Source organism: Kitasatospora sp. NPDC043949, assembly GCF_056435365.1.
In genome coordinates, this window is record NZ_JBWKEQ010000024.1 from 96,342 (window position 1) to 121,875 (window position 25,534).

The 25,534-nt window shown below is 72.7% G+C and carries 17 protein-coding genes and 1 pseudogene; 12 read left to right on the forward strand and 6 right to left on the reverse strand.

What is annotated here, in order from left to right; translation table 11 throughout:
* Window positions 1-167: 167 nt before the first annotated feature.
* The 4 genes from AC07AL_RS21040 (at window position 168) to AC07AL_RS21055 (ending at window position 4,307) form a co-directional block, all read left to right on the forward strand.
* Window positions 168-1,112 (forward strand): aKG-HExxH-type peptide beta-hydroxylase, encoded by a 945-nt coding sequence (locus AC07AL_RS21040; protein ID WP_478317927.1) that lies wholly within the window; start codon window positions 168-170, stop codon window positions 1,110-1,112.
* The gene (locus AC07AL_RS21045) at window positions 1,109-2,278 is read left to right on the forward strand and encodes a YcaO-like family protein (RefSeq protein ID WP_478317928.1); all 1,170 of its coding nucleotides are present in this window, start codon (window positions 1,109-1,111) and stop codon (window positions 2,276-2,278) included. Before AC07AL_RS21040 ends, AC07AL_RS21045 begins: the two co-directional genes overlap by 4 nt.
* 61 nt (window positions 2,279-2,339) lie before the next feature.
* Window positions 2,340-3,098 (forward strand): class I SAM-dependent DNA methyltransferase, encoded by a 759-nt coding sequence (locus AC07AL_RS21050; protein ID WP_478317929.1) that lies wholly within the window; start codon window positions 2,340-2,342, stop codon window positions 3,096-3,098.
* Window positions 3,099-3,119: 21 nt separating this feature from the next.
* Window positions 3,120-4,307, forward strand: coding sequence for a cytochrome P450 (locus AC07AL_RS21055; protein WP_363585928.1), 1,188 nt, complete (start codon window positions 3,120-3,122; stop codon window positions 4,305-4,307).
* Between the two features lie 70 nt (window positions 4,308-4,377).
* Here the strand turns inward: AC07AL_RS21055 and AC07AL_RS21060 are convergent, their stop codons facing one another.
* The gene (locus tag AC07AL_RS21060) at window positions 4,378-5,256 is read right to left on the reverse strand and encodes a LysR substrate-binding domain-containing protein (RefSeq protein WP_363585927.1); all 879 of its coding nucleotides are present in this window, start codon (window positions 5,254-5,256) and stop codon (window positions 4,378-4,380) included.
* Window positions 5,257-5,380: 124 nt separating this feature from the next.
* On the opposite strand from AC07AL_RS21060, the gene AC07AL_RS21065 reads away from it, so the two are divergent.
* Both AC07AL_RS21065 and AC07AL_RS21070 read left to right on the forward strand, forming a co-directional pair.
* The gene (locus AC07AL_RS21065; RefSeq protein ID WP_363585926.1) at window positions 5,381-6,433 is read left to right on the forward strand and encodes a bile acid:sodium symporter family protein; all 1,053 of its coding nucleotides are present in this window, start codon (window positions 5,381-5,383) and stop codon (window positions 6,431-6,433) included.
* Window positions 6,434-6,727: 294 nt separating this feature from the next.
* The gene (locus AC07AL_RS21070; RefSeq protein ID WP_363627509.1) at window positions 6,728-7,312 is read left to right on the forward strand and encodes a hypothetical protein; all 585 of its coding nucleotides are present in this window, start codon (window positions 6,728-6,730) and stop codon (window positions 7,310-7,312) included.
* Between the two features lie 169 nt (window positions 7,313-7,481).
* Here AC07AL_RS21070 and AC07AL_RS21075 read toward each other — a convergent pair whose 3' ends face one another.
* Window positions 7,482-9,440, reverse strand: coding sequence for a DUF2079 domain-containing protein (locus tag AC07AL_RS21075; RefSeq protein ID WP_478317930.1), 1,959 nt, complete (start codon window positions 9,438-9,440; stop codon window positions 7,482-7,484).
* A 227-nt stretch (window positions 9,441-9,667) separates the two neighbouring features.
* Here AC07AL_RS21075 and AC07AL_RS21080 point away from each other — a divergent pair, with 227 nt between their 5' ends.
* Together AC07AL_RS21080 and AC07AL_RS21085 are read left to right on the forward strand one after the other, a co-directional pair.
* Entirely contained in the window at window positions 9,668-11,041 is a 1,374-nt protein-coding gene (locus AC07AL_RS21080; protein WP_478317931.1) for a B12-binding domain-containing radical SAM protein, read from the forward strand.
* Window positions 11,038-12,141, forward strand: a complete 1,104-nt coding sequence (locus AC07AL_RS21085; protein ID WP_478317932.1) for an arginase family protein — start codon at window positions 11,038-11,040, stop codon at window positions 12,139-12,141. Before AC07AL_RS21080 ends, AC07AL_RS21085 begins: the two co-directional genes overlap by 4 nt.
* 27 nt (window positions 12,142-12,168) lie before the next feature.
* On the opposite strand, the gene AC07AL_RS21090 is transcribed toward AC07AL_RS21085, so the two are convergent.
* Entirely contained in the window at window positions 12,169-13,431 is a 1,263-nt protein-coding gene (locus tag AC07AL_RS21090; RefSeq protein ID WP_478317933.1) for an MDR family MFS transporter, read from the reverse strand.
* A 621-nt stretch (window positions 13,432-14,052) separates the two neighbouring features.
* Here AC07AL_RS21090 and AC07AL_RS21095 point away from each other — a divergent pair.
* Entirely contained in the window at window positions 14,053-16,671 is a 2,619-nt protein-coding gene (locus AC07AL_RS21095) for an ABC transporter permease (protein WP_363627505.1), read from the forward strand.
* Window positions 16,672-16,896: 225 nt separating this feature from the next.
* On the opposite strand, the gene AC07AL_RS21100 is transcribed toward AC07AL_RS21095, so the two are convergent.
* Entirely contained in the window at window positions 16,897-17,715 is an 819-nt protein-coding gene (locus tag AC07AL_RS21100; RefSeq protein ID WP_478317934.1) for an SAM-dependent methyltransferase, read from the reverse strand.
* A 422-nt stretch (window positions 17,716-18,137) separates the two neighbouring features.
* On the opposite strand from AC07AL_RS21100, the gene AC07AL_RS21105 reads away from it, so the two are divergent.
* Together AC07AL_RS21105 and AC07AL_RS21110 are read left to right on the forward strand one after the other, a co-directional pair.
* On the forward strand, window positions 18,138-18,698 hold the full coding sequence (locus tag AC07AL_RS21105; RefSeq protein ID WP_478317935.1) for a sigma factor-like helix-turn-helix DNA-binding protein: 561 nt from the start codon (window positions 18,138-18,140) through the stop codon (window positions 18,696-18,698).
* Entirely contained in the window at window positions 18,695-19,357 is a 663-nt protein-coding gene (locus tag AC07AL_RS21110; protein ID WP_400803495.1) for a hypothetical protein, read from the forward strand. Before AC07AL_RS21105 ends, AC07AL_RS21110 begins: the two co-directional genes overlap by 4 nt.
* Before the next feature lie 126 nt (window positions 19,358-19,483).
* On the opposite strand, the gene AC07AL_RS21115 is transcribed toward AC07AL_RS21110, so the two are convergent.
* Complete coding sequence (locus AC07AL_RS21115) at window positions 19,484-22,567, reverse strand: AAA domain-containing protein (RefSeq protein ID WP_478317936.1); 3,084 nt, start codon at window positions 22,565-22,567, stop codon at window positions 19,484-19,486.
* 212 nt (window positions 22,568-22,779) lie between these two features.
* Between AC07AL_RS21115 and AC07AL_RS21120 the strand changes: the two genes are divergently transcribed.
* Window positions 22,780-24,435, forward strand: coding sequence for an N-6 DNA methylase (locus tag AC07AL_RS21120; RefSeq protein WP_478317937.1), 1,656 nt, complete (start codon window positions 22,780-22,782; stop codon window positions 24,433-24,435).
* Between the two features lie 9 nt (window positions 24,436-24,444).
* Here AC07AL_RS21120 and AC07AL_RS21125 read toward each other — a convergent pair.
* Window positions 24,445-25,440 (reverse strand): annotated as a pseudogene (locus tag AC07AL_RS21125) (3'-5' exonuclease); the annotation flags it as partial.
* Window positions 25,441-25,534 lie beyond the last annotated feature (94 nt).

The following is a 25,534-nucleotide window of genomic DNA, read 5'->3' on the forward strand; positions in this document are numbered from 1 at the left end:
ATTTTCTCCCCCTCCCCCCCCCCCCCCCCCCCCCACCCCCCCCCCCCCCCCCCCCCCCCCCTCCCCCCCCCCCCTTCCCCCCCCCCCCCCCCCCCCCCCCCCACGTCCTTTGTCCGGGAGGCAGGTGCCAGTCCAGGAGCAGGGACCAGGAGCTGGGAAGGGAGAGCATGGACGTCGAACCGGACGCCCACGAGGCCGTCGAGGACCGGGCGCGGCTGCTGGAACGACTGCGCGCGGTGCTCGACCGGGCGGAGCTGCCGTCACCGCCGGGCGACGGACTGCGTCATCCGGCGGCCGTCGACGCCGTCCACACCGTGCAACAGGCACTGCGGTCCGGTCCGCTGTCCCCGGAGCTGCGGCGGGCGCTGGCGGCCCGGCTCGACCACGTGCCGCCGCCCGTCTTCGGCCCGGCCGAACCGCAGGACCACCTGAGCCGCAGTGTGGCCCGCGCGCTGCGGTCCATCCCGGCCCGCGCCGGCGCGGACGGCGCGCCGGTCACCGCCGACGCCGTCCGGTGGCGCGGGTCCGAGCGGGAGTCGCTGGCCCAGTCCCTCGGCCTGCTGGCACGGGTCTGGCCCGAGGCCGCGGCCGAGGTGCGGGAGTCGGTCACCGAGGTCGCGCTGCTGACGGGCGACGCCATCGACGGGTACACCGACTTCACCGTGCACGGTGCCGTCCTCGTCCACCGCGCGCGGCTGACGGCGAGCGCCGCCGGGCTGCCCGGTCCGGTGCGGTTCGCCGAGGCGCTGGTGCACGAGGGCGCGCACACCAGGTGCAACGCCGCCGCCCTCGCAGAACCGTTCCTGCTGCCCGACCGGCCCGCCGACCCGGACGCGCCGGGCCGGCACACCGACCTGCTGGTCGCCACTCCGCTGCGGGCCGACCCCCGGCCGCTGACCGGACTCTTCCAGCAGACCGTGGTCCTGGCGCGCAGCGTGCTGCTCTACCGGCGCCTCACCGGTCTGGGCCCGGCCGTCGACGCCCGGCACCAGGACCTGCTGGCCTCCGCGCACCAGGCCGTGACCACCCTGACCGCCCACACCGAGACCCTCACCGCGCACGGCCGGCGGGTGCTCGCCCAGTGCGCCACCGTCCTCGGGGGGCCCGCGTGACGGCGTGGACGCCCCAGGTGTTCACCCCCTACCCCGACCAGCCGGAGCTGCTGTTCGCCCGGGTCGCCGCCCGGTCGCCCGCGTTCGAGGGCACGAGCGCCGCGGACGGCGCGCCGGTGCTGGTGGGCAGCGCCGCCGGGCACGACCGGGAACAGGTCGCCACCGGAGCCCGCGGAGAACTCCTGGAACGCCTCGGAAACGTGCTGGCCGGGCGCGAGGCCGAGACGGCCGCCGAGGTCGTCACCACCCACCGGGAGCTGCGCCGGCAGGGCGTACCCGCGCTGGCCCCGCCGGTGCGGCCCGACGCCCGCCGGCTGTGGGTGCGCGGTCGCACCGTCCGGGGCGCGGAGGTGCTCGTCCCGGCGGGCTCGGCCTTCCTGCAGCACCGCCCCCCGGCCGGCTGCGACGCCGCGCCCGCCGCCGGCTCCACCGGCATCGCCGCGCACCCCGACCCCGCCGCGGCGGCGCGGCACGCGGCCTGGGAGGTGCTCGAACGCGACCTGGTGCGCCGCAGCTGGTACGGGCTCTCCGACCGGCCGCCGAGCCTGCTCCCTGCCGTCCCGCCACCGCCGCTGGCCGCGTTCCTGCGGGCCGGTGAGCTGGTGGCGACCGCGTTCACCGTTCCCGCCCCCGCCGGAACCGCCTGCGCCGTCGTGTGCGTGCACCGGGCCGACGGCACCGGCCAGGCGTTCGGGGCCCGCTGCGGGCCGGCGGACACGATCGGGGCCCTGGTCGAGAAGGCGGCCTACGAGGCTGTGATGGTGCGCTGGAGCATGCGGACGCAGGTCGCACGCCGCACCTGGGAGCGGTGGCACGGCGCCACTCCCCCCGCCACCGCCGTCCAGCACGCGCTCTGGACGTTCCACCGCCAGGACAGCCTGCGCCTGTGGGGTGTGCGTCCGCCCCCGGCCGGTCGGCCCGGCAGCGCCGGGCGCACCGGCCCGCTGCACGTCCTCGCCCGGCACACCGACCCGCAGCACGGCCTCGCCCGGCACACCGACCCGCTGCTCGTCCTCGCCGGGCACACCGGCCAGGACGTGGTCCTCGTCGAGACCACCGCGAAACCCGCCCGCGACGCCGGGGTCCGGGTGGTTCGCGTGATCGCCCCCGGCACCCTCCCGCTGCCCTCCGGCCCCGGCCCCGGCCGCCCGCACCCCTTCGGTTAGGAGCCCCGTGAACCCCGCCCCTTCGGACCCCGCCCCCGTGAACCCCGCGCCCTTGAACCCCGTGCCCTTGAACCCCGCCCGTTCGGGCCCGCCCCCTTCGGACCCCGGGCCCGGCTACGCCACCGAGTTCGCGGAGACGTACGACCGCTGGTTCGCGAAGCCCGGCGTGAGCGGGGCGACGGTCGACGCGCTCACCGCCCTCGCCGGCGCCGGGCCCGTCCTCGAACTCGGCATCGGAACCGGCCGGTTGGCCCTGCCGCTGAAGGCGCGCGGGATCGACGTGCACGGAGTCGACGGCTCCGAGGGCATGGTCCGGCGGCTGCGGGCCAAACCCGGGGGCGCCGACATCCCCGTGACGATCGGCGACTTCGCCGAGGTGCCGGTCGCCGGGAGCTACACCCTGGTCTTCCTCGGCGGCGGCACGTTCTTCGAACTGCCCGACCAGGCCACCCAGGCACGCTGCTTCGCCAACGCGGCGGCGCACCTCGCCCCCGGCGGCCTCCTCGTCCTCGACGCCCACGTGCCCGAAGCCCTCGCGGCGGCCACCGGCCCCGAGGTCGTCGCGGAGGGCGACGACCACCTGGTGCTCTGCCACCGCCGGCTCGACCCGTCGACCCAGCGCTACCGCTCGCACTACGTCATCCAGGAGGACGGCCGCACCCGGCACCTGCACGTCGAGTTCCGCTACGCGGGCCACGGCGAGCTCGACCTGATGGCGGGCCGGGCCGGGCTTCGACTCAAGGAACGCTGGGGCGACTGGGCGGGAGCGCCCTTCACCCGCGACAGCGCCTACCACGTCTCCGTCTACGAACGCCCCTGACCGCCACCGATGGAGAGCCGCGTGAGCCGGACCGAACACATCGAGCCCTTCCCCTTCCCGCACCGGGACGGGCTCGAACCGCTCCCCGAATTCGCCCGGCTGCGCCGCGAGGAACCCGTCGTCCGGGTCCGGCTGCCCAGCGGCGACACCGCGTGGCTGGTGACCCGGCACGCCGACGTCCGCCGCGTCCTGGCCGACCCCCGCTTCAGCCGCGCCCGCGCGACCCGGGGAACGGGCCCCCGGATCAACCGCACGACCACGCTGCCCGACTCGATCCTGGCCGCCGACCCGCCCGACCACTCCCGGCTGCGCCGGCTGGTCTCGCCCGCGCTCAACGCCCGCCGGGCGGAGGCGATGCGACGCGGCATCGCCGTCCTGACCGGCGACCTGCTGACGGCCCTGGCACCGCGCCCGCGCCCCGCCGACCTCGTCGCGCACTTCACCCGGCCGCTGCCCCTGACCGTCATCTGCGACCTGCTGGGGACACCCCGCGTGGACGGCGACCGGCTCGACGCCTGGGACGACGCGGTGCGCAGCGTCACCGCCCTGACGGACGCCGAGGTGATGGCGGCCGTGGAGGAGATGACCGGCTACCTCACCGGGCTCGTCGCCGCCAAACGGGCCCACCCCGCCGACGACATGCTGAGCGCCCTCATCGCGGCCCGCGACGACGGCGACCGGCTGAGCGAGGGCGAACTGATCTCGTTCTGCATCGTCCTGCTCACCGGCGGCTACGGCACCACCTCGGACCGCCTCGCCGGTCTGGTCCACCTGCTGCTGGAACAGCCCGAACGCTACGAACTGCTGTGCCGCGAGCCCGCGTTGATCCCCGGTGCGGTCGAGGAGCTGCTGCGGTACGCGCAGGCCACCGTGGGCGCCAACCTGCGGGTGAGCACCGAGGACGTGGTGCTGGGCGGGGTGACGGTCAAGGAGGGCGAGGCGGTGATCGCGCTCACCTCGTCGGCCAACCACGACGAACGCGTCCACCACCGGCCCGACCTGCTCGACCTCACCCGGGACACCCCGTCACACCTGGCCTTCGGGCACGGCGCCCACTTCTGCGTCGGCGCGCAACTCGCCCGGGTCCAGCTCCAGGAGGCCCTGTCCGGTCTCGTCGCCCGTTTCCCGACCCTCCACGCGGCCGGCGCCCCCGACTGGAAACGCGGCCAGATCACCCGGGCCCCGCGCACCCTGCCCGTGGGGTGGTGACACCCGCACCCCGGGCCGGCCCGCCCCCCGGGGGATCACGGCCGCAGGAACGCCCGGCCGTCACCCCCGGTCACGGCTCCGCCCGCTCCGGTGCGCGTTGCAGGCGGAACGCGTCCGCGAGGACCGCCTGGGCCAGCACCCGGGCCGGGCCGCGCGCCGTGGTGCGCCCCGTGGTGAGGGCGAACTCGATGGTACCGAGGCTGGGCAGGCCCGGCTGGTCGGGCAGCACCCGCAGGCCCGACGGGATCAGGCTGCGGGCGTGCGGCACCACCCCGAGGCCGGCCAGCGCGGCGGCCCGGACCCCGGAGAGGCTGGTGCTGGTGCAGGCGATCCGCCAGGGCCGCCCGTCGCGTTCGCAGACCTCCAGGGCGCGGACCCGGGTGAAGCTGGGCGGCGGGTAGACGATCAGCGGCAGCGGCTCCGCCGGGTCCGTCCGGAAGTCCTCCGCCGCGATCCACACCAGCTTGTCCTGCCGCACCAGTTGCCCCTGTGAGCCGCCGCCGGGCGGGCGCTTGCCGAGTACCAGGTCGAGCCGTCCGTCGGCCAGCTGCTCGTAGAGCACGGCGCTGAGGCCGACGGTGAGTTCGAGGTCGACCTGGGGGTTGCTCCGCCGGAAGCTCCGCAGGATCTGCGGCAGCTCGGTGTGGGCGAAGTCCTCCGAGGCGCCGAACCGCACCCGCCCGCGCACCTGCGTCCGCGCGAAGTAGCCGAGCGCCTGCTCGTGCGCCTCCAGGATCGTCCGGGCGAAGCCGAGCATGGCCTCGCCCTCGCCGGTGAGCTGCACGGAGTGGGTGTCGCGCAGGAAGAGCTGCCGGTCGGCGGCCGTCTCCAGCCGCCGCACGTGCTGGCTGACCGTCGACTGCCGCAGCCCCAGCCGCTGGGCGGCCCGGGTGAAGCCGCCGGTCTGGGCCACCGCGAGGAAGGACCTCAACTGCACCGGATCGAACATCCGGCCATTCTATCCGCTGATATCACGGATCATGATGACAGTGAGTGCCGCCAGCGGGATTCACAATCACCCCGGCGGGCGGCAGGCTGGGGCCATCCCACCCGAACCGCCACCGCGGAGAACCATGCCTCGCCCGAACCACCCGCTCCGCTCCCACCTGCCCCGCCGCCCCGCCCGCCTCCGGGTCGACCCGTTCATCGCCGCCCTGCTGGGCACCGTGGCAGTGGCCGCCCTGCTCCCCGCCCGCGGCAGCGCCGCACCGGCCTTCTCGGACGCCGCCACCGGCGCGGTCGCCGTCCTGTTCTTCCTCTACGGCGCCCGGCTCTCCGCCCGCGAGGCCTGGGAGGGGCTCAGGCAGTGGCGGCTGCACGGCACCGTGCTCGCGGTCACCTTCGGCCTCTTCCCCCTGCTCGGGGTGGCCGCCCACCTGCTGGTGCCGGCGGTGCTGTCGCCACAGCTCTACCAGGGCCTGCTGTTCCTGACCCTGCTGCCCTCCACCGTGCAGTCCTCGATCGCCTTCACCTCCATCGCCCGCGGCAACACGGCCGCGGCGGTCTGCAGCGCGACCTTCTCCAGCCTCTTCGGCATCGTCCTGACCCCGCTGCTCGCCGCCGTGCTCCTGCACACCAAGGGCGGCGTCTCGCCGGGCACCGTGCTGGAGATCGCCGAACAACTCCTGCTCCCCTTCGCCGCCGGCCAGGTGCTGCGCCGCTGGATCGCCGCCTGGATGGCCCGCCACCGCGCCGTCCTCGGCCTGGTCGACCGCGGCTCGATCCTGCTGGTCGTCTACAGCGCCTTCAGCGCCGCCGTGGTGGGCGGGGTGTGGGGTGCCCTCTCCCTGCCCCGACTGGCGGCACTGCTGGGGGTGGAGGCGGCGCTGCTGGGGCTGGTCCTGACCGCGACGCTGCTGGTCGGCCGCTGGCTCGGGTTCGGCCGGGGCGACCTGGTCGCGATCGTCTTCTGCGGCTCCAAGAAGAGCCTGGCCAGCGGTGTCCCGATGGCCACCGTCCTCTTCCCGGGCCCGGCGGCCGGGCTGATGGTGCTGCCGCTGATGCTCTTCCACCAGCTGCAACTGATGGTCTGCGCCGTCCTGGCCCGCCGCTGGGGCGCGCAGGCCGAGGGCGCCGGGGCCACGGCACAGCCGACGGCCGCGCCGGCCCTCGACCACGTGGCCTGACGGACGCCGCGCGCCCTCAGCGGCCGACGACGTCGACGGCCGTTGAACCACTTCACGGTGCCGAGGTCGACCAGGGCCCGGCGCCCCTCCGTCGACCGGCCGGCCGCCGCCTTCCCGGTGTCCGCCCACGCCGGAGGGCCGGACCGCGGCGCTGGACCATTCGAGGCGTATCGGCGGGATCCCCGGGATGGCGACGGCCGGAATTCCTCGCGCCGTGCCACCGTCCCCCTTCGGCCCACCCCGCTCCGAGTGCGAGGGCCACACCCCCGGTCCGACGAAAGAAAGGGAATCCACGTGTCCGTACGCCGAAGCGCCGTCACCGTGTCCGCCGTTCTCGCCGCCGCCCTGTGCACCGCCGTGCCACCGGTCGCCGACGCCGCCCCGACGGCCGCCGCGGAAATCCTGAACTGCACCGTGAACGCCGCCGTCAACTTCAGCCCGCCGCTCTCGGCCGGCCCGGAGGCCACCACCGTGGCGATCGGCGGGACGGTGAGCGGCTGCCTCGACTCCCAGGGCGGCCCGACGGCCGTGACGGGCGGCACCGTCACCGCGACGCTCAAGTTCGGCACGCTCAGCTGCAACCCGCTGACGCCGCCGGCCATGGCGCCGGGTTCCACCGCGACCTTCACCTGGAACCTGAAGGACGGCACGCAGGCGAGCAGCACCATCACCGACATCGCCGTCGTCGACGTCGACGGGGCCGGGACCCTCACCGGCACCGTCACCGGCTCCTCCACCCGCCTGGCCGGGGAGAACCTGACCACCGTCCTCAACATCGACAGCGACCAGCCGATCCTGGACAACTGCGTCGACGTCCTGCTCGGAGTCGGCCAGCCCATCGCCCAGTCGACGCTGACCGCCGACGCCGCCTTCAGCTGACACCAGGCCGACCTGCCGTCCCTCCGCCCCTCCGTCCCGCTGACCTGTCGTCCCTCCGACCCGCGCAGGGCCACCCCGCACGTGGCGGGCCCTGCGCGCGTCGGCGCAACCACCGCACGTTGGCGTCGAGTTGTCACCACGCCTCCCGTCGTCCGACCACCGCCCCGGGTCAGCCCGCAGGGTCGGTGAGCCGGTAGACCGTGATGCCGGCGGCGCTCGCGACGGGGCGGTAGCCGGCGGCGGGGAGGGCGCGGAGGGCTTCGGCCTCGTCGCGGGCGGAGAGGAGCCCGTCCCGCGGGTGGTCGGCTGCCACCACCCAGTCGGGCCGCGCGCCGGGGGCGCCCGGGTAGCGGGGGAAGAGGTAGACCCGGGTGCGGCCGGTGAGTTGGGCCGCGAAGCCGTTGGCGGCGGCCACCTCGGCGCCGTCCGGGATCCGGCGCAGCAGCGCGCTCACCGCGTCGACGGTCGCGTCGCGCTGCCAGGTGGCGGGGCGGGCCAGCTCCGCGAGGGGCTGCGAGGGCAGGGCGGCGGCCGTCACGGCGAGCCCGACGGCCACGGAACCGCGGACCGTCCACCGCCGCAGGCCGTGCCGGGCCCGGAACCGGAGCCGAAGCCGGGTCAGGGCGTCGACGAAGGCGAGGAAGACGATCGGCATCAGGACGGCGCCGTAGTGGAAGTCCGTCCCCCAGTAGGACGGGTTGGTGGACCAGAAGCGCCAGCCCAGCGTCGGCAGGGCGAGCAGGATCAGCGGGGAGCGCAGCGCCAGGAACGCGGTGGGGGCCAGAATCGTGACGACGGTGTGCCACTTCTCGCCGGGCAGGAGCAGCCTGGTCACGGGGTTGCCGGCCGGGCCGTCGACGCTGGAGAGGTAGGTGTAGGCGCCGTCCGGGTTGAGGGCCGGGATGACGACCAGCAGCACCAGGAGCAGGGTGGCGGCGGAGAGCGCGACGACGCCCGCGCCCAGTCGGCGGCGGCCGTGCCAGAACAGGTAGCAGCCGATGACGGCGACCGTCGCCGCGAGGTCCTCCTTGACCAGCAGCAGCGGCAGGGCGAAGCCGACCGCCGACCGCCACTGCCGGAGCATCAGCCGCTCCAGAGAGAACGTCAACAGTGGTACGGCGAAGGCGATTTCGTGGAAGTCGAAGCCGACGGCCTGTTGCAGGCCGACCGACAGCCCGTACGCCACCCCGATGCCCGCGCCCGCCCACCGGCCGACCGCCCGCACCGCGGCCCTGGTCACGGGGACGGCGGACACGGCGACCAGCGCCGCCTGGGCGACCAGCAGGGTGAGCGCGGAGGGGAAGACCCGGTAGAACGGTGCGAGGGTGGCCAGGATCGGGTGGAAGTGGTCCCCGAGCAGGTGGAAGCCCGGCCCCTTCAGCTCGGAGACCGGCGCGCGGCCCTCGGCGTAGCCGCGCACGGCCTGCTCGAAGATGCCCAGGTCGAAGCCGTTCGTCCGCAGGTGCAGGTGACGGGAGACGGACAGCGCGGTGTAGGCGGCGAACAGCACGGCGGCGAGCGCCCAGGGCAGCAGGGCCGCACCCGCCCCCTCGGCGGCGGGCCGCCGCCGTTCGGGCACGGGCCGGGTCTCGGCCGTGGCGCGGGCTGCACGGATCGGGCTCAGGGACAACGGGGGCTCACTTGCGACGAGGCGGACGGGGGAGTGACCCCAGAAGCCTCCGACCAACCCGCTGAAGATCCGCTGAAGAAGTCTGAGCACACCTTCAGGAACCGTGACGCCCCAGTGCGGCACGGGCTTGCCGTAACGGATACTCAGGGGCGAGCTGTTGACGACGTCCGCCTGACGGACCAGGTCGACGAGGTCGGGGTGCCAGCCGTCGAGCAGGGCGAGCAGGTGGTCGCGGACGGCCGGCCAGTCCGCCGGCGCGGAGGGGAGCGGCTCGGGAAGCATCACCACCCAGCGCAGATAGCTCTCGGTGCCGGGCAGCCGGATGTCCGGTGCCAGCTCGGCCGCCGCGAGCCGGGGTGGTCGGCGGAACTCCATCCGGCCCAGCAGCATGCTCACTCCGGAGCCGTGCACGACGGTGCCGAAGCCCGGGACGAGGGCGGCGAACCGCTCCGTGAGCGGGGTGCGCCCGAGGACGGCGTTGCCGGGAACGGTAACCACCTCGGCCTCCCCGCAGGCCGGCCGAATCGCTACCCGGCCGACCCGGCGCACGCCCGGGGGGGCACGGAGGTCCTTCGCGCTCCCCCGGGTTCGGTACGCGCACCAGTGAGCGTCGTTCACGCCGATGGCGGCGGCCACCGCCCGGGCAGTAGTTCCTCCGGGCGCGACCGACCGGCGCCCTCCCGTGAGCCGGTCGGTGCGAGCACGTCCCCACGTGCGGAGGAATCGTGACCAGGTGCTGCATCGTCCAACTGCCCTTCCCGTCCACCCGCGACCCCGATGACCGGCTGTCCGCCTACTACCAGGACTACGACCGCCGCTTCCGCGCCTTCCTCCCGGAGTACTTCATCCCGTCCGACGGGCTCTGGGAGATTCCGCTCTGGGTCGCGCACCTGACCGCCCTGCTGGACAGCACCGCGATCGACTCCTGCTTCGTCGACCTGTCCCGCACCCCTGCCGACAGCGAGGCCTGCGGCGCTCCGATCCTGGCGGCGACGGCACCCGGCGATCTCGTCCTGTTCTCGCCGCTGGCCCAGAACTTCCGGCTCGCCCTGGACCTCGCGGGCGAGCTGGAACGCGCCGGGCGGCGCGTCGTCCTGGGCGGGAACATGGCCCCGCTGGCACCCGAGGGCTCCGTGCACGCCGTGCACCGCGGGCAGCTCGACGCCGGTTTCGCGGCCGTCCTGGTCGAGTTGGCCTCGGGGCGGGGCGGCCGTACGGAGAAGCGGGCCGCCCTCGGGCTGGTGGCCGAGCCCATCACCTGGGCACCGGACTACCGCCATCTGGACGGCTACAGCGGCAAGGTGCCGATGCTGCGGCTCAACGCCAGCCACGGCTGCCTGTACAAGTGCGCCTTCTGCGGTGACGCCTGGAGCAAGCAGCTCACCCTGGTGGGGAACAGCGCCCTCCGCGCCGAAGTGGACCAGCTCGCCGACCGTTTCCCGGACACCCGGCTCGTCTACGTCGGCGACAAGACCTTCGGACAGTCGCGGGAGGCGGTCCGCAACCTGCTGGAGGTGTTCCGCGACCGCCCCGGCTACAAGTTCATCGTGCAGACCCACGTCCTCCAGGTGAAGGAGTGGGTCATCGAGGCGATGCTCGAACTCGGTGTCGTGGCGGTCGAGCTCGGCTTCGAGTCGGCCGACTCCCAGATGCTCAAACGGCTCGGCAAGCTGTCCCGCGGGCTCGACGACTACACCGAGCGGATCCACGCGCTGAGCGACACCGGCCTGAAGGTGGTCCTCAACATGATGGGCGGACTGGACGAGGAGACCGAGGAGTCCCACGCGCAGACCGTCCGCTGGCTGGAGGCGAACCGCCGGGCCCTGTGGCTCTTCAACCTCTACAACTTCGTCCCCTACCCGCTCACCCCCGACTTCCAGCGCCTGCGCGAGCGCATCTTCACCTGGGACTTCGCGCAGTGGCGGGAGGACGCCCCGGTGGTCTACCGGCCCAGCCACCTGACTCCGGAGCGCAGCTGGGAGCTCTTCCAGGAGAAGATCGCCGCCGCCCACCGCATCGTGCGCACCCCCGTACCGGCCCACCCCGACCACCCCGACCACCCTGACCACTCCGGCCACTCCGCAAGGGAGACCGCATGAACCAGCCCCCCACCCAGCCCCCTTACCAACTCCCCGACTTCGAGGCGCTCCACCGCAGCGTCAAACCCGAGGAGTTCGAGACCGACCCGCTGCCCGGGTGGGCCGGCCTCGCCACCCTGTTCGGTGCCCCCGCCGCCGACCGGGCGCAGGTCGACGTCGGGGAGGACGGCTGGGTCGCGGCAGGCGTCCCGTACGACGCGACCGCCAGCTCCCGTCCGGGCGCGGCCGAAGGGCCGCGCGCGATCCGGCAGGCGAGCCTGGTGTTCTCCAGCTACCTCACCAGCCTGGGCCAGTGGAAGATGCTGGACACCCGCAGCGGCCGGACGTTCCGCTACCGCGCCCCGCGCGTGGCCGACGCGGGGGACCTGCACATCTACCCGACCGACACCATCCGCACCTTCCAGGCGGTCGCCGCCGGGAGCCGGCGGCTGAGCGGATCGGCGCCGCGCCTGGTCTTCCTCAACGGAGACCACTCGACCACCTTCCCCACCTTCGCGGGCTTCCGCGCCGGCCGGCTGGACCGGGGCGCGCGACGGGTGGGATTCATCAACATCGACCACCACTTCGACTTCGGGAACTGGAGCACCCTGCACGGGCCGCTCTACCACGGGTCGAACTCCCGCCGGATCAGCGAGCTCCCGGGGATGCACCCCGAGGACATCGCCTTCGTGGGCGTCGGCGACGTGACCAGGTACGACCAGTTCCGCGGCCTGCTCGACCGGGGCTTCCACGTGGTGCCCGGATCGCAGATCCTGCGCCAGGGCGCGGCCTCGGCCCTGCGCCCGCTCGTCGAACAGCTCGGCGAGCGCTGCGACACCGTGTACGTGTCGCTCGACATCGACGTCCTCGACAGCGCCGTGGCGACCGGAACCGGCCACGTGACCATGGGCGGCATCGACACCGGACACCTCCTGGACGTCTACGAGGAGTTGCGCGCCCTGCCCGTGGAGGCCGTGGACATCGCGGAGGTGGCCCCCCGCTACGACCCCTCCGGCAGCACCGCGCAGCTCGCCGCCCGGCTGCTGTTCGAGTTCCTCTTCCGCAGCGAGAGCGCCGCGCCCGACCTGGCCCCCTGGACCGACCCGCGCCAGGAACCGTGATCCGTCCCGTCCCCTCTCGGGGCCTGGTCACGACATCGAGTAGTGCCCGGTGTCCACCCGCCGCCCCAACGCCAGGTACCCCGCCGCGGCCACCGTGCCGAGGACCGCGCAGCACCCCCAGAGGGCGCCCCGGCCGGCGTGGTCCAGCAGCAGCCCGCCGGCGACCGGCCCGAGGAGGGAGGCCGCCGACCAGGCCAGCGAGTTGACTCCCTGGTAGCGCCCGCGGGTGCTCGTCGCCGAGAGCTCGCTCACCAGACTCATGCTCGTGGGTGCCTGAATCATCTCGCCGAGCGTCCAGATCCCCACGGTGGCGGCGTAGTAGAGGGCGGAGGAGCCCGCGAACGCGGTGAGGCCGAAGCCCGATCCGGTGAGCAGCGCGCTGACCAGCAGCAGCATCCCACGGTGCTGTCCCTTCGTCAGGCGGGTCACCGGGATCTGCAACAGGACGATCAGCAGACCGTTGATCCCGATCACCACTCCGTACTGCGTGCTGGTCAGCCCGGCCTTGCCCATGTCCACGGCGAGCGTCGTGTTGCCCTGCTGGAGCATCAGCCCGAAGGCGAAGGACAGCCCGACCAGCGCCATGAAACGCCGGTCCCGGAAGACCGTGCCCAGCCCGGCACCCGGCCCGGCCCCCGGCCCGAGACCCGGCCCGGCGGCGTCCCGCTGCGGCTCGACGGGCCGGGTCTCCGGGACCCTGACGAAGACCACCACGGCGCAGAGCAGCGTGGACAGGGCGTCCACGAGGAAGAGCACCCGGTAGTCGTGGGCGGCGACCAGCCCGGCCAGCGCGGCCGATACGCCGAACCCGATGTTGATCGCCCAGTAGTTCAGCGCGAAGGCACGGGCCCGGTCGGCGGCCGGCACCAGGTCCGCGATGATCGCGGACGTCGCCGGTCGGGAGGCGTAACTGCTCAGTCCGACCAGGAACGCCGTCGAGGCGATCGCCAGCTGCCCGTCGGCGAAACCCAGGGCCGCCGTGGTGAGCGCGGTGAGCAGTTGGGCGGCCAGCAGGGTGGGCCGCCGGCCGATCCGGTCCGCCAGCACACCGCCGACCAGCGCGGCGATCGCCGAGCCGAGGCCGATGAGCGAGGCGACCACCCCTGCGTACGAGGCCGAATAACCACGGTCCGCGGTGAGGTAGAGCGCCAGGAACGTGACCACACCGCCGAGCCGGTTGACCAGGGTCGCGACCCAGAGCCACCAGAAGGCACCTGGGAGCCCGCCGAGCGACTCGGCGACCGAACGGTGGAACCGGACGATCGGCCCGGCAGGGGCAGAAGCGGTCATGGGGCGGCTCCCGAGCGACGAACGCCCGTCAGACGGTGGCGAACCCGCCGGAACGGCCACGCACCGAGACGGGGGCCCAGGCGGCCAGGCCACCCGAACCGGCCCCATCCTGCCCTGCCCGAGCCACCCCCGCACGTCTCGGCGAGTCGCTCGAATCCCACCCCGCCCCCACTGACCCGGATCCAGAACTCAAACCGGATAAGCCGTTATGGGAGAAGCTGTATTTGCAATGACCTGCACGGACCGTTCTTGACTGATCGTCACTAAAGAAATTGCGAAGGGGCGCGGCGGGGCCTCGGGTAGGCTCCCCGAGCATGTCTCAACCTGCGTGGCGTGCCGCATCCGCCGACTGGTCGATCCGTTGGGGTGCGGCGTCGAGGAGTTACGGTTCGTCAAGGAGCCTGATACCGGCGCTGGATGTCGTACGCGTCGGACTGGATCGTGGCGCCCGCACTCCCGGAGTGGGACCGTCCGATTCCGGCAGGAGTGCCTTTCCCGGGTGTGCGACCCGATGACCACGCCGGCCGTGGAGGAGATCGTCACGCCGCCGTTGCGGCTCGCGGGCGAGCCGCGCCGGCCCGCCTCGGGGCAGGTCGCGGCGCGCGTGACGTACCTGGGCGCGTGGTGATCCGCCGCATCCGACGGCTGGTCCGCCTCGTGGTGCCGGACCGCAAGGGCCTGTCGCTGGCCTGGAGCACGATCAGGGGGCGCAAGGGCGGCTTCGTCGGCTCCTTCGTCGCGATCGCCATGGGCTCGGCGGTGATCACCGCCTGCGGGATCCTGCTGATGTCCGGGCTCAGCAGCGGGGTGGCCCCCGAACGCTACTCGGGCGCGGCGGTGGTCCTCGGCGCGGAGCAGTCGTACTGGCTGGACGAGAGCTCCGAGGTCCGCTACAGCGAGCGCGTCACGCTGCCCGCCGACAAGGTCGCCGCCGTCGCCGCCGTGCCCGGTGTCCGCTCCGCCGTCGGCGATGTCGACGTCGAGGTCGGCGTGCTGGCCCCGGACGGCCGCGCGGTGGGCGGCCCGGACGGCTTCCCCGTGGTCGGGCACGGCTGGTCCGCCGCGGTGCTCGGGCCGTTCGCGGTGCGTGCGGGCAGCGCGCCCGCCGGGCCCGACGAGGTCGTACTCGACGCCGGGCTCGCCGCGCGCGCCCACGTGTCGCCCGGCGCGACGGTGCGGCTCGTGGTCGGCTCGGTCGCGTCGCCGTACCGCGTGGTGGGCGTCGCCGCCCCGCCGGGGGGCGGGTTGGGCCGCCAGTCCGCGGTGTTCTTCACCGACGGCCGGGCGGCCGAGCTGTCCGGCCGTCCGGACCGGGTGGACGCGATCGGTGTGCGGGCCGGGCCCGACGTCACCCCGGAGCAACTGGCCGGCAGGATCACGGCCGCCGTGCCGGGGGTGGTGGCCCACACCGGCGCGGAACGCGGCGACGTGGAGTTCTTGGACGTGGGCGACGCCCGCAGCCTGGTGGTCGAGACGTCGGCGTCGTTCGGCGGCACCATGGTGCTGATCGTGGTGTTCGTGGTGGCGAGCACGCTCGCGCTGTCGGTGCGGCAGCGCGGGCGCGAACTGGCCCTGCTGCGTGCCATCGGCGCGACGCCCCGGCAGATCCACCGGATGATCGGCGCCGAGATGACCCTGGTGTCGTTGGCGGGTGCCCTGGTCGGCGCGATCCCCGGCGTCGTCATCGCGTTCGTGATGCGCGGCGTGTTCGTCCTCGCGGGCGCGATGCCCGCGGACTTCCGGATGGACGTGGGGTGGCTGCCCTTCCTCGCCTCGCTGGTGCTGTGCATGACCAGCGCCCGGCTCGGCGGCTGGCTGGTCGCGCGCCGGGTGTCCGGGACCAGCCCGGTCGAGGCGCTCGGGGACGCCGCCGTCGAGCCCGGGAGGATCGGCCGGGTCCGGTTGGCCATCGGCTTCCTGCTCGTCCCGCTCGGGCTGCTGCTGACCTCGGGCGAGGTGGCGGTGTCGGGTGACTCCGCCGCCGACACCGCGGCGAGCGCGGTCCTGTTGTTCGTCGTGGCGCTGGGGTGTGTCGGCCCGCTGCTGATCAGAGGCGCCGTCGTGCTGTTCGGCCCGCGCCTGAACCGGCAGTCCAAGGCCCCCGGCTTCCTCGCCCAGGCCAACGCGCGAGCCGATGCGCGGCGACTCGCTTCGGCCGTCACCCCGCTGGCCATGGGCGTGACCCTGGCCGCCGTGCAGGTGTTCGGCGCCTCCACGACGATCGCGGCGTCGCAGGAGCAACTCGACGCCGGCCTGCGGGCCGACCACGTGCTGACCTCGTCGTCCGGCGCCGGGGTGTCCCCGGAGGTCGTGGACGGCGTGCGCGGCGTGCCCGGCGCCGCCGTGGCGACGCCGGTGGCACGGATGCGGGTGCTGCTGACGTTCCCGTCCGAGAACAGCACCGCGACCAAGGTCTTCGCCGCCCAGGGCGTCGCGCCCGAACGGCTCTCCGAGACCATGGACCTCAAGGTGGTCGAGGGCGACACCGCGGAACTGCGCGGCGAGACGGTGGCGTTGAGCCGCGCCGTCGCGGACACCGTCCATGCGCAGCGCGGTGGGACGGTCGACCTGCGGCTCGGCGACGGCACGGCGGTCAGGCCGAGGGTGGTGGCGGTCTACGAGCGGGGCTCGGGCTTCGGGGACGTCACCCTGCCCAACGACCTCGTCGTCGCGCACACCACCGCGCGGGTCGACACCGCCGTGCTGGTCAGGTCCGCGGACGGGACCGACCCGAAGGCGCTCGCCGACGCGCTGCGCGGCGCGGTCGGACGCTACCCGACGGTCCAGGTGGGCGGCCAGGAGGCGTTCAAGGCCGCGCCCGGGGGCGGCGGTTCGGGTGACTGGGCGCTCAACCTCCTGTTCCAGACCGTGCTGTTGGGCTACATCGCCATCGCCGTGGTGAACACCCTGGTGATGGCGACGGCGGCGCGGGTGCGCGAGTTCGCGATGCTGCAACTCATCGGCGCCGACCGGGCCCAGGTCCGCGCGATGATGAACGGCGAAGCCAGGATCGTGGTCTTCTCGGCGCTGCTGTTCGGTCTGCTGGCGACGATCCCGCCCCTGGTCGGCATCAGCCTCGGGCTGACGGAGTCACCCGTTCCGTCCGTCTCCCCCTTCGGCCTCGTCGGCCTCGTCGCGATCGTGGCGGTCACCGTCGCGCTCTCCTGGGGTTCGATCGCGGTGGCCACCCGGTCCGCCCTGCGGCCGGCGCCGGTCGACGCGATCGGCGGGCGCGAGTGAGCCGCCCGGCGAGCGGCTGATGCGGCCCGCCGACCGCTCACCGCCGACCGCTCACCGCTCACCGCTCACCGCTGACCGCTGACCGCTGACCGCTGACCGCGACTGACAACGACTCCTGCCGCCACCGGCGGTGGGCGCACCCGGGTCCCGGAATGCCGATGTACGGGCTTGAACATCCGGGCTTCGAAGCTGCCAGACTGGAAGCTGCCGGACTGGGAGAACGGCTCAGGGGCGGATGGCGACGGCCCCGTAGCAGGAGGCCGCTGCGTCGGTGATGTGCTCGGTGTCGTCCGCAGGCGCCGCCGGGTGCCAGCGCGGAGTGGCCGCGACGCCCGGCTCCAGGAGGTTCCAGCCGGTGAAGAACTGCGCGAACTCGTCACGAGTGCAGGCGGCGACGGGGGTTCCCGCGGCGGTGTAGACCTGGATGAGCCGAGCGGTCTCCTCGGCGGCGAAGTCCTGCGTGAAGTGGCTGACCACCAGCGCGGAGCCGCTGGGCAGCTGTGCCTTGAGTCCTTCGGTGATCCGCTGGGCATCGAACGGCACGAAGTGCAGCAGGGCGTTCATGCTGAGCGCGATCGGCTGGGTGAAGTCCAGGATCGCCCGGGCCGAGTCCAACAGGTCACCGGGCTCGCGCACATCGGCCTGCACGTAGGCGGTGACGCCCTGCGCGGTGCCGCGCAGGAGCGCCTGAGCGTGGAGGAGCACGATCGGGTCGTTGTCGGCGTAGACGACCTTGGCGTCCGGTGCGACCGACTGCGCGACCTCGTGCAGGTTCGGCGAGGTGGGGATCCCGGTGCCGATGTCGAGGAACTGTCGGATCCCGGCCTCGGCGAGCAGTTGCGTCGACCGGCGCATGAAGGCACGGTTGGCGCGCGCGGCGGAGCGGGCGTAGGGGAAGACCGCCAGGGCCCGGCCGGCGGCCTCACGGTCGGCGGGGAAGTTCGTCGTGCCGCCGAGGTAGTAGTCGTACATCCGTGCCGAGTGGGCCAGGTGTATGTCGAGGTTGACCTCTACGTCGTCGGTCCTGGCGGTGCCGTCCGTCATGCGTTCCCCCTGATACGTCATCGACTCGCCCTGCGCAGGACAGGACCGATCCGCGCCCGTGCCACCGTGGCGAACGGTGGCGGACCCTGGCGCGGCCCCTTCCACTATGCCCACACGCCCGAACGGCCAAGCAAGGGCCGCCGCCGGTGACGACGCGACCGTGAAGCAGGACGACCGAATCAGAGCATGTAGTGACTCACTCTGACCATGTTCCGCACGGTATCTCCATCATCCGCCGCACCTTATGTCTGATCTCGAAACACCTTGTCGCGGTTTAACATCTCGGCATCCAATCCGCCTTAATGTTCCTACCAGGGAAGCGAGTTCCCGCTGTGACCGCCGCACGGCCGTGGGGTTCAGCCACGGTCGGCGGCCCGCGCCGGACGGCAGCCGACAGGCGTGCCGCAGGGGAGGAATGGGACGTGACCGAGAGCGACCGGGTGGTCGGAGACCGGGACCGCCTGACGTTCGACGCGTTCTGCGACACGCACGAGGGGGCGTGGACCGGGTTCGCCCGCGCGCGCCTTCGCGACGACGACGCCGCACACAGAGCGGTGGAGATCGCGAAGGTCCGCGTGTGGAAGGAGTGGCCGCGCATCCTGCGCGAGAAGATCCCACCGTTCCACGCCTGGACGATCCTCAAGGAGGAGATCGGCGCCACCCTGGCGGAACTGATGATGAACGGCGAGCCGCTGCCCACCCAGGCGAGCGTCCCCGGGTGGGTCTACGCCGTGCGGATCGCCGCCGAGCGGGCGCAGCACCTGATGGAGACCGGGGGCAGTCACGAGCAACTGTACGTCGCGCTGCGGCGGTTGTCCGAGCGGCGACACGACGTGATCGTGCTGCGCTACCTGCTCGACCTGCCGGACGAGCAGATCGCCGACTGCCTGGGGACGACCGAGGCCAACGTCCGTTCGACCGCGAGCCAGGCTCTCGACCGTCTGGCCGCGGCACTCGGCGGCCGACGCGGGGAGAGCCGGTGAGCACCGAGCACGACCGGGCCCTGCACCCGAACATGGCCGGCATCCACCTGCCCACCCGGGCCCCGCGACCGCAGCCAGGGGGCACGGGCGTCTCCTGGGAGCGGCTGCTGACCGCCCCGAGTCCGCTGTCCTCCGAGCACAAGCAGGCGGCCCACGAACTCGACCTCGCCGCGTCCCTGGTCCTCTCGATGCCGTCCGCCGCGGCCTCCCTGGGCCTCCTCGTCAACGCCGAGCAGATCCACCCCGAGGGCGCCCTCGTCCTCGGCGCGCTGCTGTACGTCGCGGGCCATCGCGACGGCGCCCAGTTCTGGTGGCAGTTCGCGGCCGGCGGCGGTTCCTACACCTCCGCGTCGTTCCTGAGCCTGTTGCACCGCAGCATCGGGGAGTTCCTGGACGCGGAAGTCTGGCGCCAACAGGCCGAAGCACTGGCCACCAACCCCCGCCCGCCACAGCGTGTCCTGAGCACTCCTCACGCACTGCTGCCGGCCCAGGTGCTCACCGACATCCTCGCCCGGTGCCACTACGGCCTCGACGTGAAGCTGCCCCCCCGCCTCGCGGCCGTCATCCACCAACTCCCCGTCGCCGGCGACGACCCCGAGTACGGCGAACTCCCCCAGATGAGCAGCACCCTCGTCCGCGACCTCACCGACGAACGCTAGCGATCCCGTCCGCATCGCTTGAGAAGCGCTACGGCTAAGCACTCGACAGGGCGTCGCTCCTGGTGGCATGCCACCAGGAGCCGCCCCGACGCTGCTGGAACGCGGTTGGATGCTCGCATCCTCGTCTCACGGCAGCCAGCGGGCAGCCTGCTCCCGCGTCACCCGAGCAGAGTCGACGTACCACAGCCCGTTCGGCTTGTCCCAGCGGGCTTTGAGGAGCGCTTTGGCCTCGTCCTTCTCCTCAAACGGGACTCCGAGATAGAGTCGGCCGTCCACGACGTCCCCGGGGCGAATCCTCGCCGCACCGGGTGAATCGGGTGCAGCGGGGCCGGATGTGCCGGGTCCCGCAGCAATGTCATCCACCCTTGCCACCTGCGGATTCCACGCAGCCCGTTCCTTACGGGCCCGGTCGATGACCCGGCTGACACGTTCACAAGACGCGGGGTCAGTGAAGCGCATCATCAGATCGGTCGGCCCGCTGCTCGCAAGCAGGTTGAGCGAACCGTGCCACAGCACGGTGCTGTCGAGGATGAGGACCTTCTCGTGCATCCGTTCGCGGAAGCCCACCTGACAGCCGGCCGCTGTGAGGATCTCGACCTGCTTTTGGTGACGGGCCGCCCCGGCCGCCTCCCGCTGCTCCTCGGGTGCCCGGGTATGGACGACGACCCGCACACCCTCGGCCGCGCGGGCACCGAGTAGTGCGGACCAGCGCCGCACCGGCTGCGGGTCGAGGAAGGCACAGTAGACCTCGATGCTGGTCCGGGCCCGGGCGATGTCCCACTCCACAGCCTTCTGCACCTCGTCGGCGGGGAAGAAGGCTGGCCGCGCCAGCTCCTCCTCGGACAGGACCGCGAGCTGGGCCGCTTCCCGGGTCGGGATCAGCTGGTCGGCCGAGATCACCTGGGCGTGGCTCTCCAGATGATCGAGCATGACCCTGGCTTCACTACGCACGCCGAGGTGCTTGCGCAGATGTTCGACGTCGGCGACGACGACCAGGTGGTCCTGGGCTCGGCTCAGCGCAACATTGAGCAGACGGCAGGTCTGGGAGGAAAGACCGGCTCCGGCGTAGAAGATGCCAGGGTCTTTTCCAGCGCCGACGGCGGTGTCGAAAACGACGATCGGTCGCTGGCTGCCCTGGAACCGGTGGATGGTGTCGACCAGACCTTCGTAGTCCTCCCCGAACCGGTACTTCAGGCTTCCTTTCAGCGCTTTGACCTGCGCGCGGTAGGGCGCAATAACCGCCAGCCGGTCGGTCGCCCGCTCCCCCGGTCCGGATTCCGCCATCCCCCACTTGCGGCCCGGGAGCACTCCCTCGTACTGGAGGCCACGGACGAGCTCGTGGACGACGGCCTCGTTCACGGTGTTGGCCCGATAGTCGGGGCCCGGGATGCGCTGCTTGGAGGTGTCGATGAGGATCACGGGAACATCGACCAGCGAGTTGAAGGGGATCCGGCTGCTGTCGGGCCGACCGGTGGTCAGCGGCGCGTCGGGGTAGGCGACGGCGTTGACGAGTCGGCAGATCGGCGCGCGCATGCGGTACTGGGTGTCCAGGGCCACCAGGCGCGGATCCTGGCGTACAGAGCCGTTCTCCCCCACCAGGCCTGCCGCGTGGAAGGTGTCACGTGCGGCCCAGTGTCGCGCATGCGTGCGCTCATCCTCCGAGGCCTTGCGATCGCCGTCCCCCTTGGTGACGGCAGGCAGTTGCCGGAAGTCACCTGCCATGACGATTCGCTTGCCCGCCAGGCCGGCTGCCAGCCAAGCCGAGGGCAGGCTCACCATGCCCGCCTCGTCGACCACCACGACGTCCACCCGGTCGAGCAGCTTGCGCGACTGCACCGCCTTGGCCACCGTCGCTCCCATGACCCGGCACCGGGACCGTAGGGTCTGCTTGATGCGGGCGAGCTGCCGGTCGAGCTCCTGGATGCGCTCGTGCAGGGTGCCGACTTCGTGAACCAGTGCCGCGTACGCCGGAAGACTTTCGAGCCGGGGCCGAAGACCTGCGAGGCTCCCACTGGTCGCGCTGATCCGGGCGGCCAGTTCCTCCGACTGCTTCCACGCGGCAGCGCCGATGTACTGAGCGGTGAGGGCAGCCTCGGTGGCCTGGGCGAGTTCCTCCCGTAGTGCGGCAAGCTGCTTCTCCTTTCGACCAGCGCGGAAACCCTTCGGCTCTCCCACCTCGCTGATGGCCAAGCGCAGCCGCGCTGCCTCTGCCTCCGCCCGCAGGGCATCCCGTTCCGCAACCCCAGCCGAAGCGGCCGCGTTCTTGTGAACCTTCCGGTCCTCTGCGAGGCGCTGCTCCAGCTCCGTGGCTTCGTCGCGCAGGGCGACGCCGACGCGGGCCCGCTGCAGGGCCTCCCGCGCAACCCGCACCTCCTCGTCCAGCTGCGCCGAGACCCGGCCCGCGAGCCGGGTCGGGTCGACGAAGTCTCCGTACCGCTCGCGCAGCGATGGCAGTTCGATCTCCCCGGCCCGCTGGACGAGGCCCTCGGCGAATCCCGCCTCGGCCCTCAGGAGGTCGCAGATCCGCTCCAGGGCCTGATCGACGGCGACCTTGGTCGGTGCCAGGAACAGGACGTTGTGTCCCTGCCGGACGTTGCCCTCCACGATGTGACCGACGACATCGGTCTTCCCCGTGCCTGGCGGACCCCAGAGGAACAGTGCCTCGCTCGCGAGGGCCTGGGCGACTGCGGTCCGCTGACGCGAGTTGAGCTTCAGCCCGTGCCAGTCGGCCACCCATCGTCCGGGGTCCGCGGCCCGGCCCACCTCCGGCGTTCCCTGTCCGACGGCCCACCCGGCACTCTCGACCCGGATACCCCCGTCGTTCGAACCTGCAGCCTGCAACCGTTCGGCCAGGACCAGCAGGCCCGCCGAATCGTCCTTCCGCACCTGAACGTTTCGCACTCCGGCTGGCAGGCCTTCAGCCGTCACCAGCCTGACCTTGCCATCCGGCATCGGTGACGCCTCCCCCGGGATCCAGGCGCCGCGCGCCTGCGACGGGCGGACGAGAACCGGACTGCCGTCGAAGGACCCCGGCCACCTGCGGCAGCCGAAAAGGTACTCGTACCGGCCCTCCGATGCTGACACCGGCCGCCCGTCCGACAGCGACGCCTTCTCCACATCCGTGGCGTCGTCGCGGCGTTCCGCACGGATCTCCGCCTGCACGGCGGCCAGAAGCTCGGAAACCGGGTACGGCTGCTCGACCTGCGTCATACGTGTGCGCTCCCCCACGGCGAATGCATAGTGCTCTGTCCACTGTACGGAGCGCGACCGATTTCAGAGCCGGCTTCCACCAAGCCTCTGCCTACAAGGACATGCGACTCCACACCCGGCGATGGTAAACGGTAGATTGGCAAAGGAACATGTTTACGTCGCCAACACAGTCATCCTTTTCGGCAGAGGCCACTGGCGTGTACGGTGGCCCAATGAAGGACGACGCTCGCCCCACCCCTGATCCGCTGATCACCGGTGCCGAGATCGCCCGGTTGGCCGGAGTGACGCGAGCCGCCGTTTCCAACTGGCGACGGCGCTACGACGACTTCCCGGCACCGGCCGGCGGCGGGTCGACCAGTCCGCTCTTCGACCTCGCTGAAGTGAACGCCTGGCTCGCTAAGCAGCGCAAGGGCCACGACGTGTCCGACGAAGTGCAGCTGTGGCAGGGCCTGCGCGGTGTCTTCGGGGAGGACGTCGTCCAGGGACTGGCGGCAGTGGCCCGGCTACTTACCGACGAAACACCTCCACCTCAGCTCGGGCCCGAGATCACTCGACAGGTGCTGGAGCTCGCACGGGCCACCTCCAAGGCCGAACTGATGACCGCTCTCACGGAGCGTTTCCTCGATGCCACCCGCCGCGCCGGCTCCGATCAGGTCTCCTCCCCCCGGATCGTCCGGGCGGTGCAGCACTTCGTGGGCCCGATCCCGGATGCGGCGACCATTCTGGACCCGGCCTGCGGCATCGGCACTCTGCTGCTCTCCCTCGGTCCGGACAGCGGCCCGGCCCGGTACGGTCAGGAAATCGACGCCGCGATGGCTGAGGTCGCCCGGCTCCGCGCCGGGCTGCTCGGCCGTACCCCGACCGAGGTCCGGGCCGGGGACTCCCTGCACGACGACAAGTGGGCAGGACTCAAGGTCGACCTCGTCGTCTGTGATCCGCCCGTGGCCTCGCCCGACTGGGGACGGGAGGACCTCCTGCTCGACGCGCGGTGGGAGCTCGGCACCCCCTCGCGGGCGGAAAGCGAACTCGCCTGGCTCCAACACGCGTATGCGCACACGGCCACCAGCGGCAAGGTCGTCATGGTGATGCCCGCCTCCGTCGCCTACCGGAAGGCCGGCCGTCGCATCCGTGCGGAGCTCGTCCGCCGGGGCATCCTCACCCAGGTCGTCGCCCTCCCGGCCGGAACCGCGTCAGCGCACTCCCTTCCCGTTCACCTGTGGATCCTCGTGCGCCCCGACGGCCGCATCGCACAGACCGTCCGCATGGTGGACCTCACCGCCAACGCACCGGACGGCCCCCTCTCCCCCGAACCCGGCCAGGTGGTCGACGTCCCGCTCATCGATCTCCTGGACGACACCGTCGATCTCACCCCGGGCAGCCACATCGGCAGCATCAACCGGGACTACCTCGTCGAGTACACGGCCCTCCTCGGCCAACTGCAGGAGCAACTCCGCGCCCTGGAGGCGCTGCTGCCCCGGCTCACCTCCGGGGGCGGACCGGGCACCCTCGACACCGCATCGGTCAGCGTCACCGATCTCACCCGCGCCGGGCTCATCGAGTACGCCGAGGGCGAGCCGGTCTCCGTCAGCGAACACCTCGACACCGACTACCTGCGCGGGTTCCTGGTCAGCCCCGCCAACAAGCGCCGCTCCACCAGCAGCAGCGGCACCTTCCGCACGGACACCCGGGGTTCCCGCATCCCCCAGCTGGGCATCGAGGCCCAACGTCACTACGGAGCGGCCTTCCGCGCGCTCCAGGGGGTCGAGACCTGCACCCGCCGGCTCGTCCAGCTCAGCAAACAGGCAACCGAGCTCGCCCGTGAGGGGCTCACGAACGGTGCTCTGAATCCTCCGCCTGGGGACGCCTGACCCGCCCGCCTACCCGCGCGCGGGCAGGAAGCCGCTCGGGGCCCCGCTCCACGAGACGGCAAGCGCCTCCCGCGCGCGGGTGCACGCCACGAAGAGCAGGCACCGTTCACGCAACATGTCCGTCGCGTGCAGCGCCTCGTCCACCTCGACCGGAGTGATCTCCCGCGCGAACGGCACAGCGCTCGCGCTCACGCCGAGCACGGCCACCGCGCGGAACTCCAGCCCCTTCATGGCGTGCATGGTGGCCAGCCGTACACCGTCCGTCTGCGGCGCCGGACCGTCCTTCACGCGCACCGCGGGCACCCCGTCAGCGGCCAGCCTGTCGCGGACCTTGTCGAGCAGCACGTTGAAACGGCTTGCGACACCGATATCGGCGGGACGGATCCCCTGGGCGATCCACCCCTCGATCCGCTGGACGAGCGCGGCGATCTCCGCCTGCTCGGAGCCGTGGCCTTCGACAACGGGCCTGCGCCCGTGGAGGAGCGAGCGGTACCCGGTGAGACTGTCCGTCCCCTCGCCGCCCAGGTCCTCGACCGCGGCCGGCCCCATGACCCCGGTCGACCACGCGAGGATCTCCTCCGTGCTGCGGTAGTTGATGCGCAGCCTGCTCGTCCGGCCCTTCACCTGGATCCCCAGCGAGGTCAGCGACACCCGCGAGTCGTAGATGCGCTGGTGCGGGTCGCCCGTGATGAACAGATCATCCGGTCCGGACGCGGCGGCGGCCCGAAGGACCCGCCACTGAGCGGGGTGGAGGTCCTGCGCCTCGTCGACGACGACGTGGTCGTAGCGTGCTGCCGTGCCCGCGAGCACCCGCGCCGCCTGGGCGCACACTTGGAGGTGGGTGACCGACTTCCGTGACTTCAGCTCAGCCTCGAACATCTCGACGGCCGACCAGAGCACTCTGCGCCGCCCGGCAAGGAGCGCCCGTCCACGCCCCGGACGGTCGGAGGCCAGGTAGCCGTCGAGCGTGCGCAGGTCATGGGCGAGGACCACGTGCCGGTACTCCTAGGCCCAATGCCGGTGACTTTGTGGTCGGTGTCTCGTTGGTTGTGGTGTGGCGAGGGTGGGGCAGGTCAAGACGCCTGCGAGTGAGCGGATA

What these genes read in the sequence shown, in the direction of transcription:
- AC07AL_RS21060 (WP_363585927.1), bottom strand. Translation starts at nt 5,256, where the DNA reads ATGTTCGATCCGGTGCAGTTGAGGTCCTTCCTCGCGGTGGCCCAGACC.
- AC07AL_RS21100 (WP_478317934.1), bottom strand. Translation starts at nt 17,715, where the DNA reads ATGACGGACGGCACCGCCAGGACCGACGACGTAGAGGTCAACCTCGAC.
- AC07AL_RS21090 (WP_478317933.1), bottom strand. Translation starts at nt 13,431, where the DNA reads ATGACCGCTTCTGCCCCTGCCGGGCCGATCGTCCGGTTCCACCGTTCG.
- AC07AL_RS21040 (WP_478317927.1), top strand. Translation starts at nt 168, where the DNA reads ATGGACGTCGAACCGGACGCCCACGAGGCCGTCGAGGACCGGGCGCGG.
- AC07AL_RS21065 (WP_363585926.1), top strand. Translation starts at nt 5,381, where the DNA reads ATGCCTCGCCCGAACCACCCGCTCCGCTCCCACCTGCCCCGCCGCCCC.
- AC07AL_RS21085 (WP_478317932.1), top strand. Translation starts at nt 11,038, where the DNA reads ATGAACCAGCCCCCCACCCAGCCCCCTTACCAACTCCCCGACTTCGAG.
- AC07AL_RS21120 (WP_478317937.1), top strand. Translation starts at nt 22,780, where the DNA reads ATGAAGGACGACGCTCGCCCCACCCCTGATCCGCTGATCACCGGTGCC.
- AC07AL_RS21115 (WP_478317936.1), bottom strand. Translation starts at nt 22,567, where the DNA reads ATGACGCAGGTCGAGCAGCCGTACCCGGTTTCCGAGCTTCTGGCCGCC.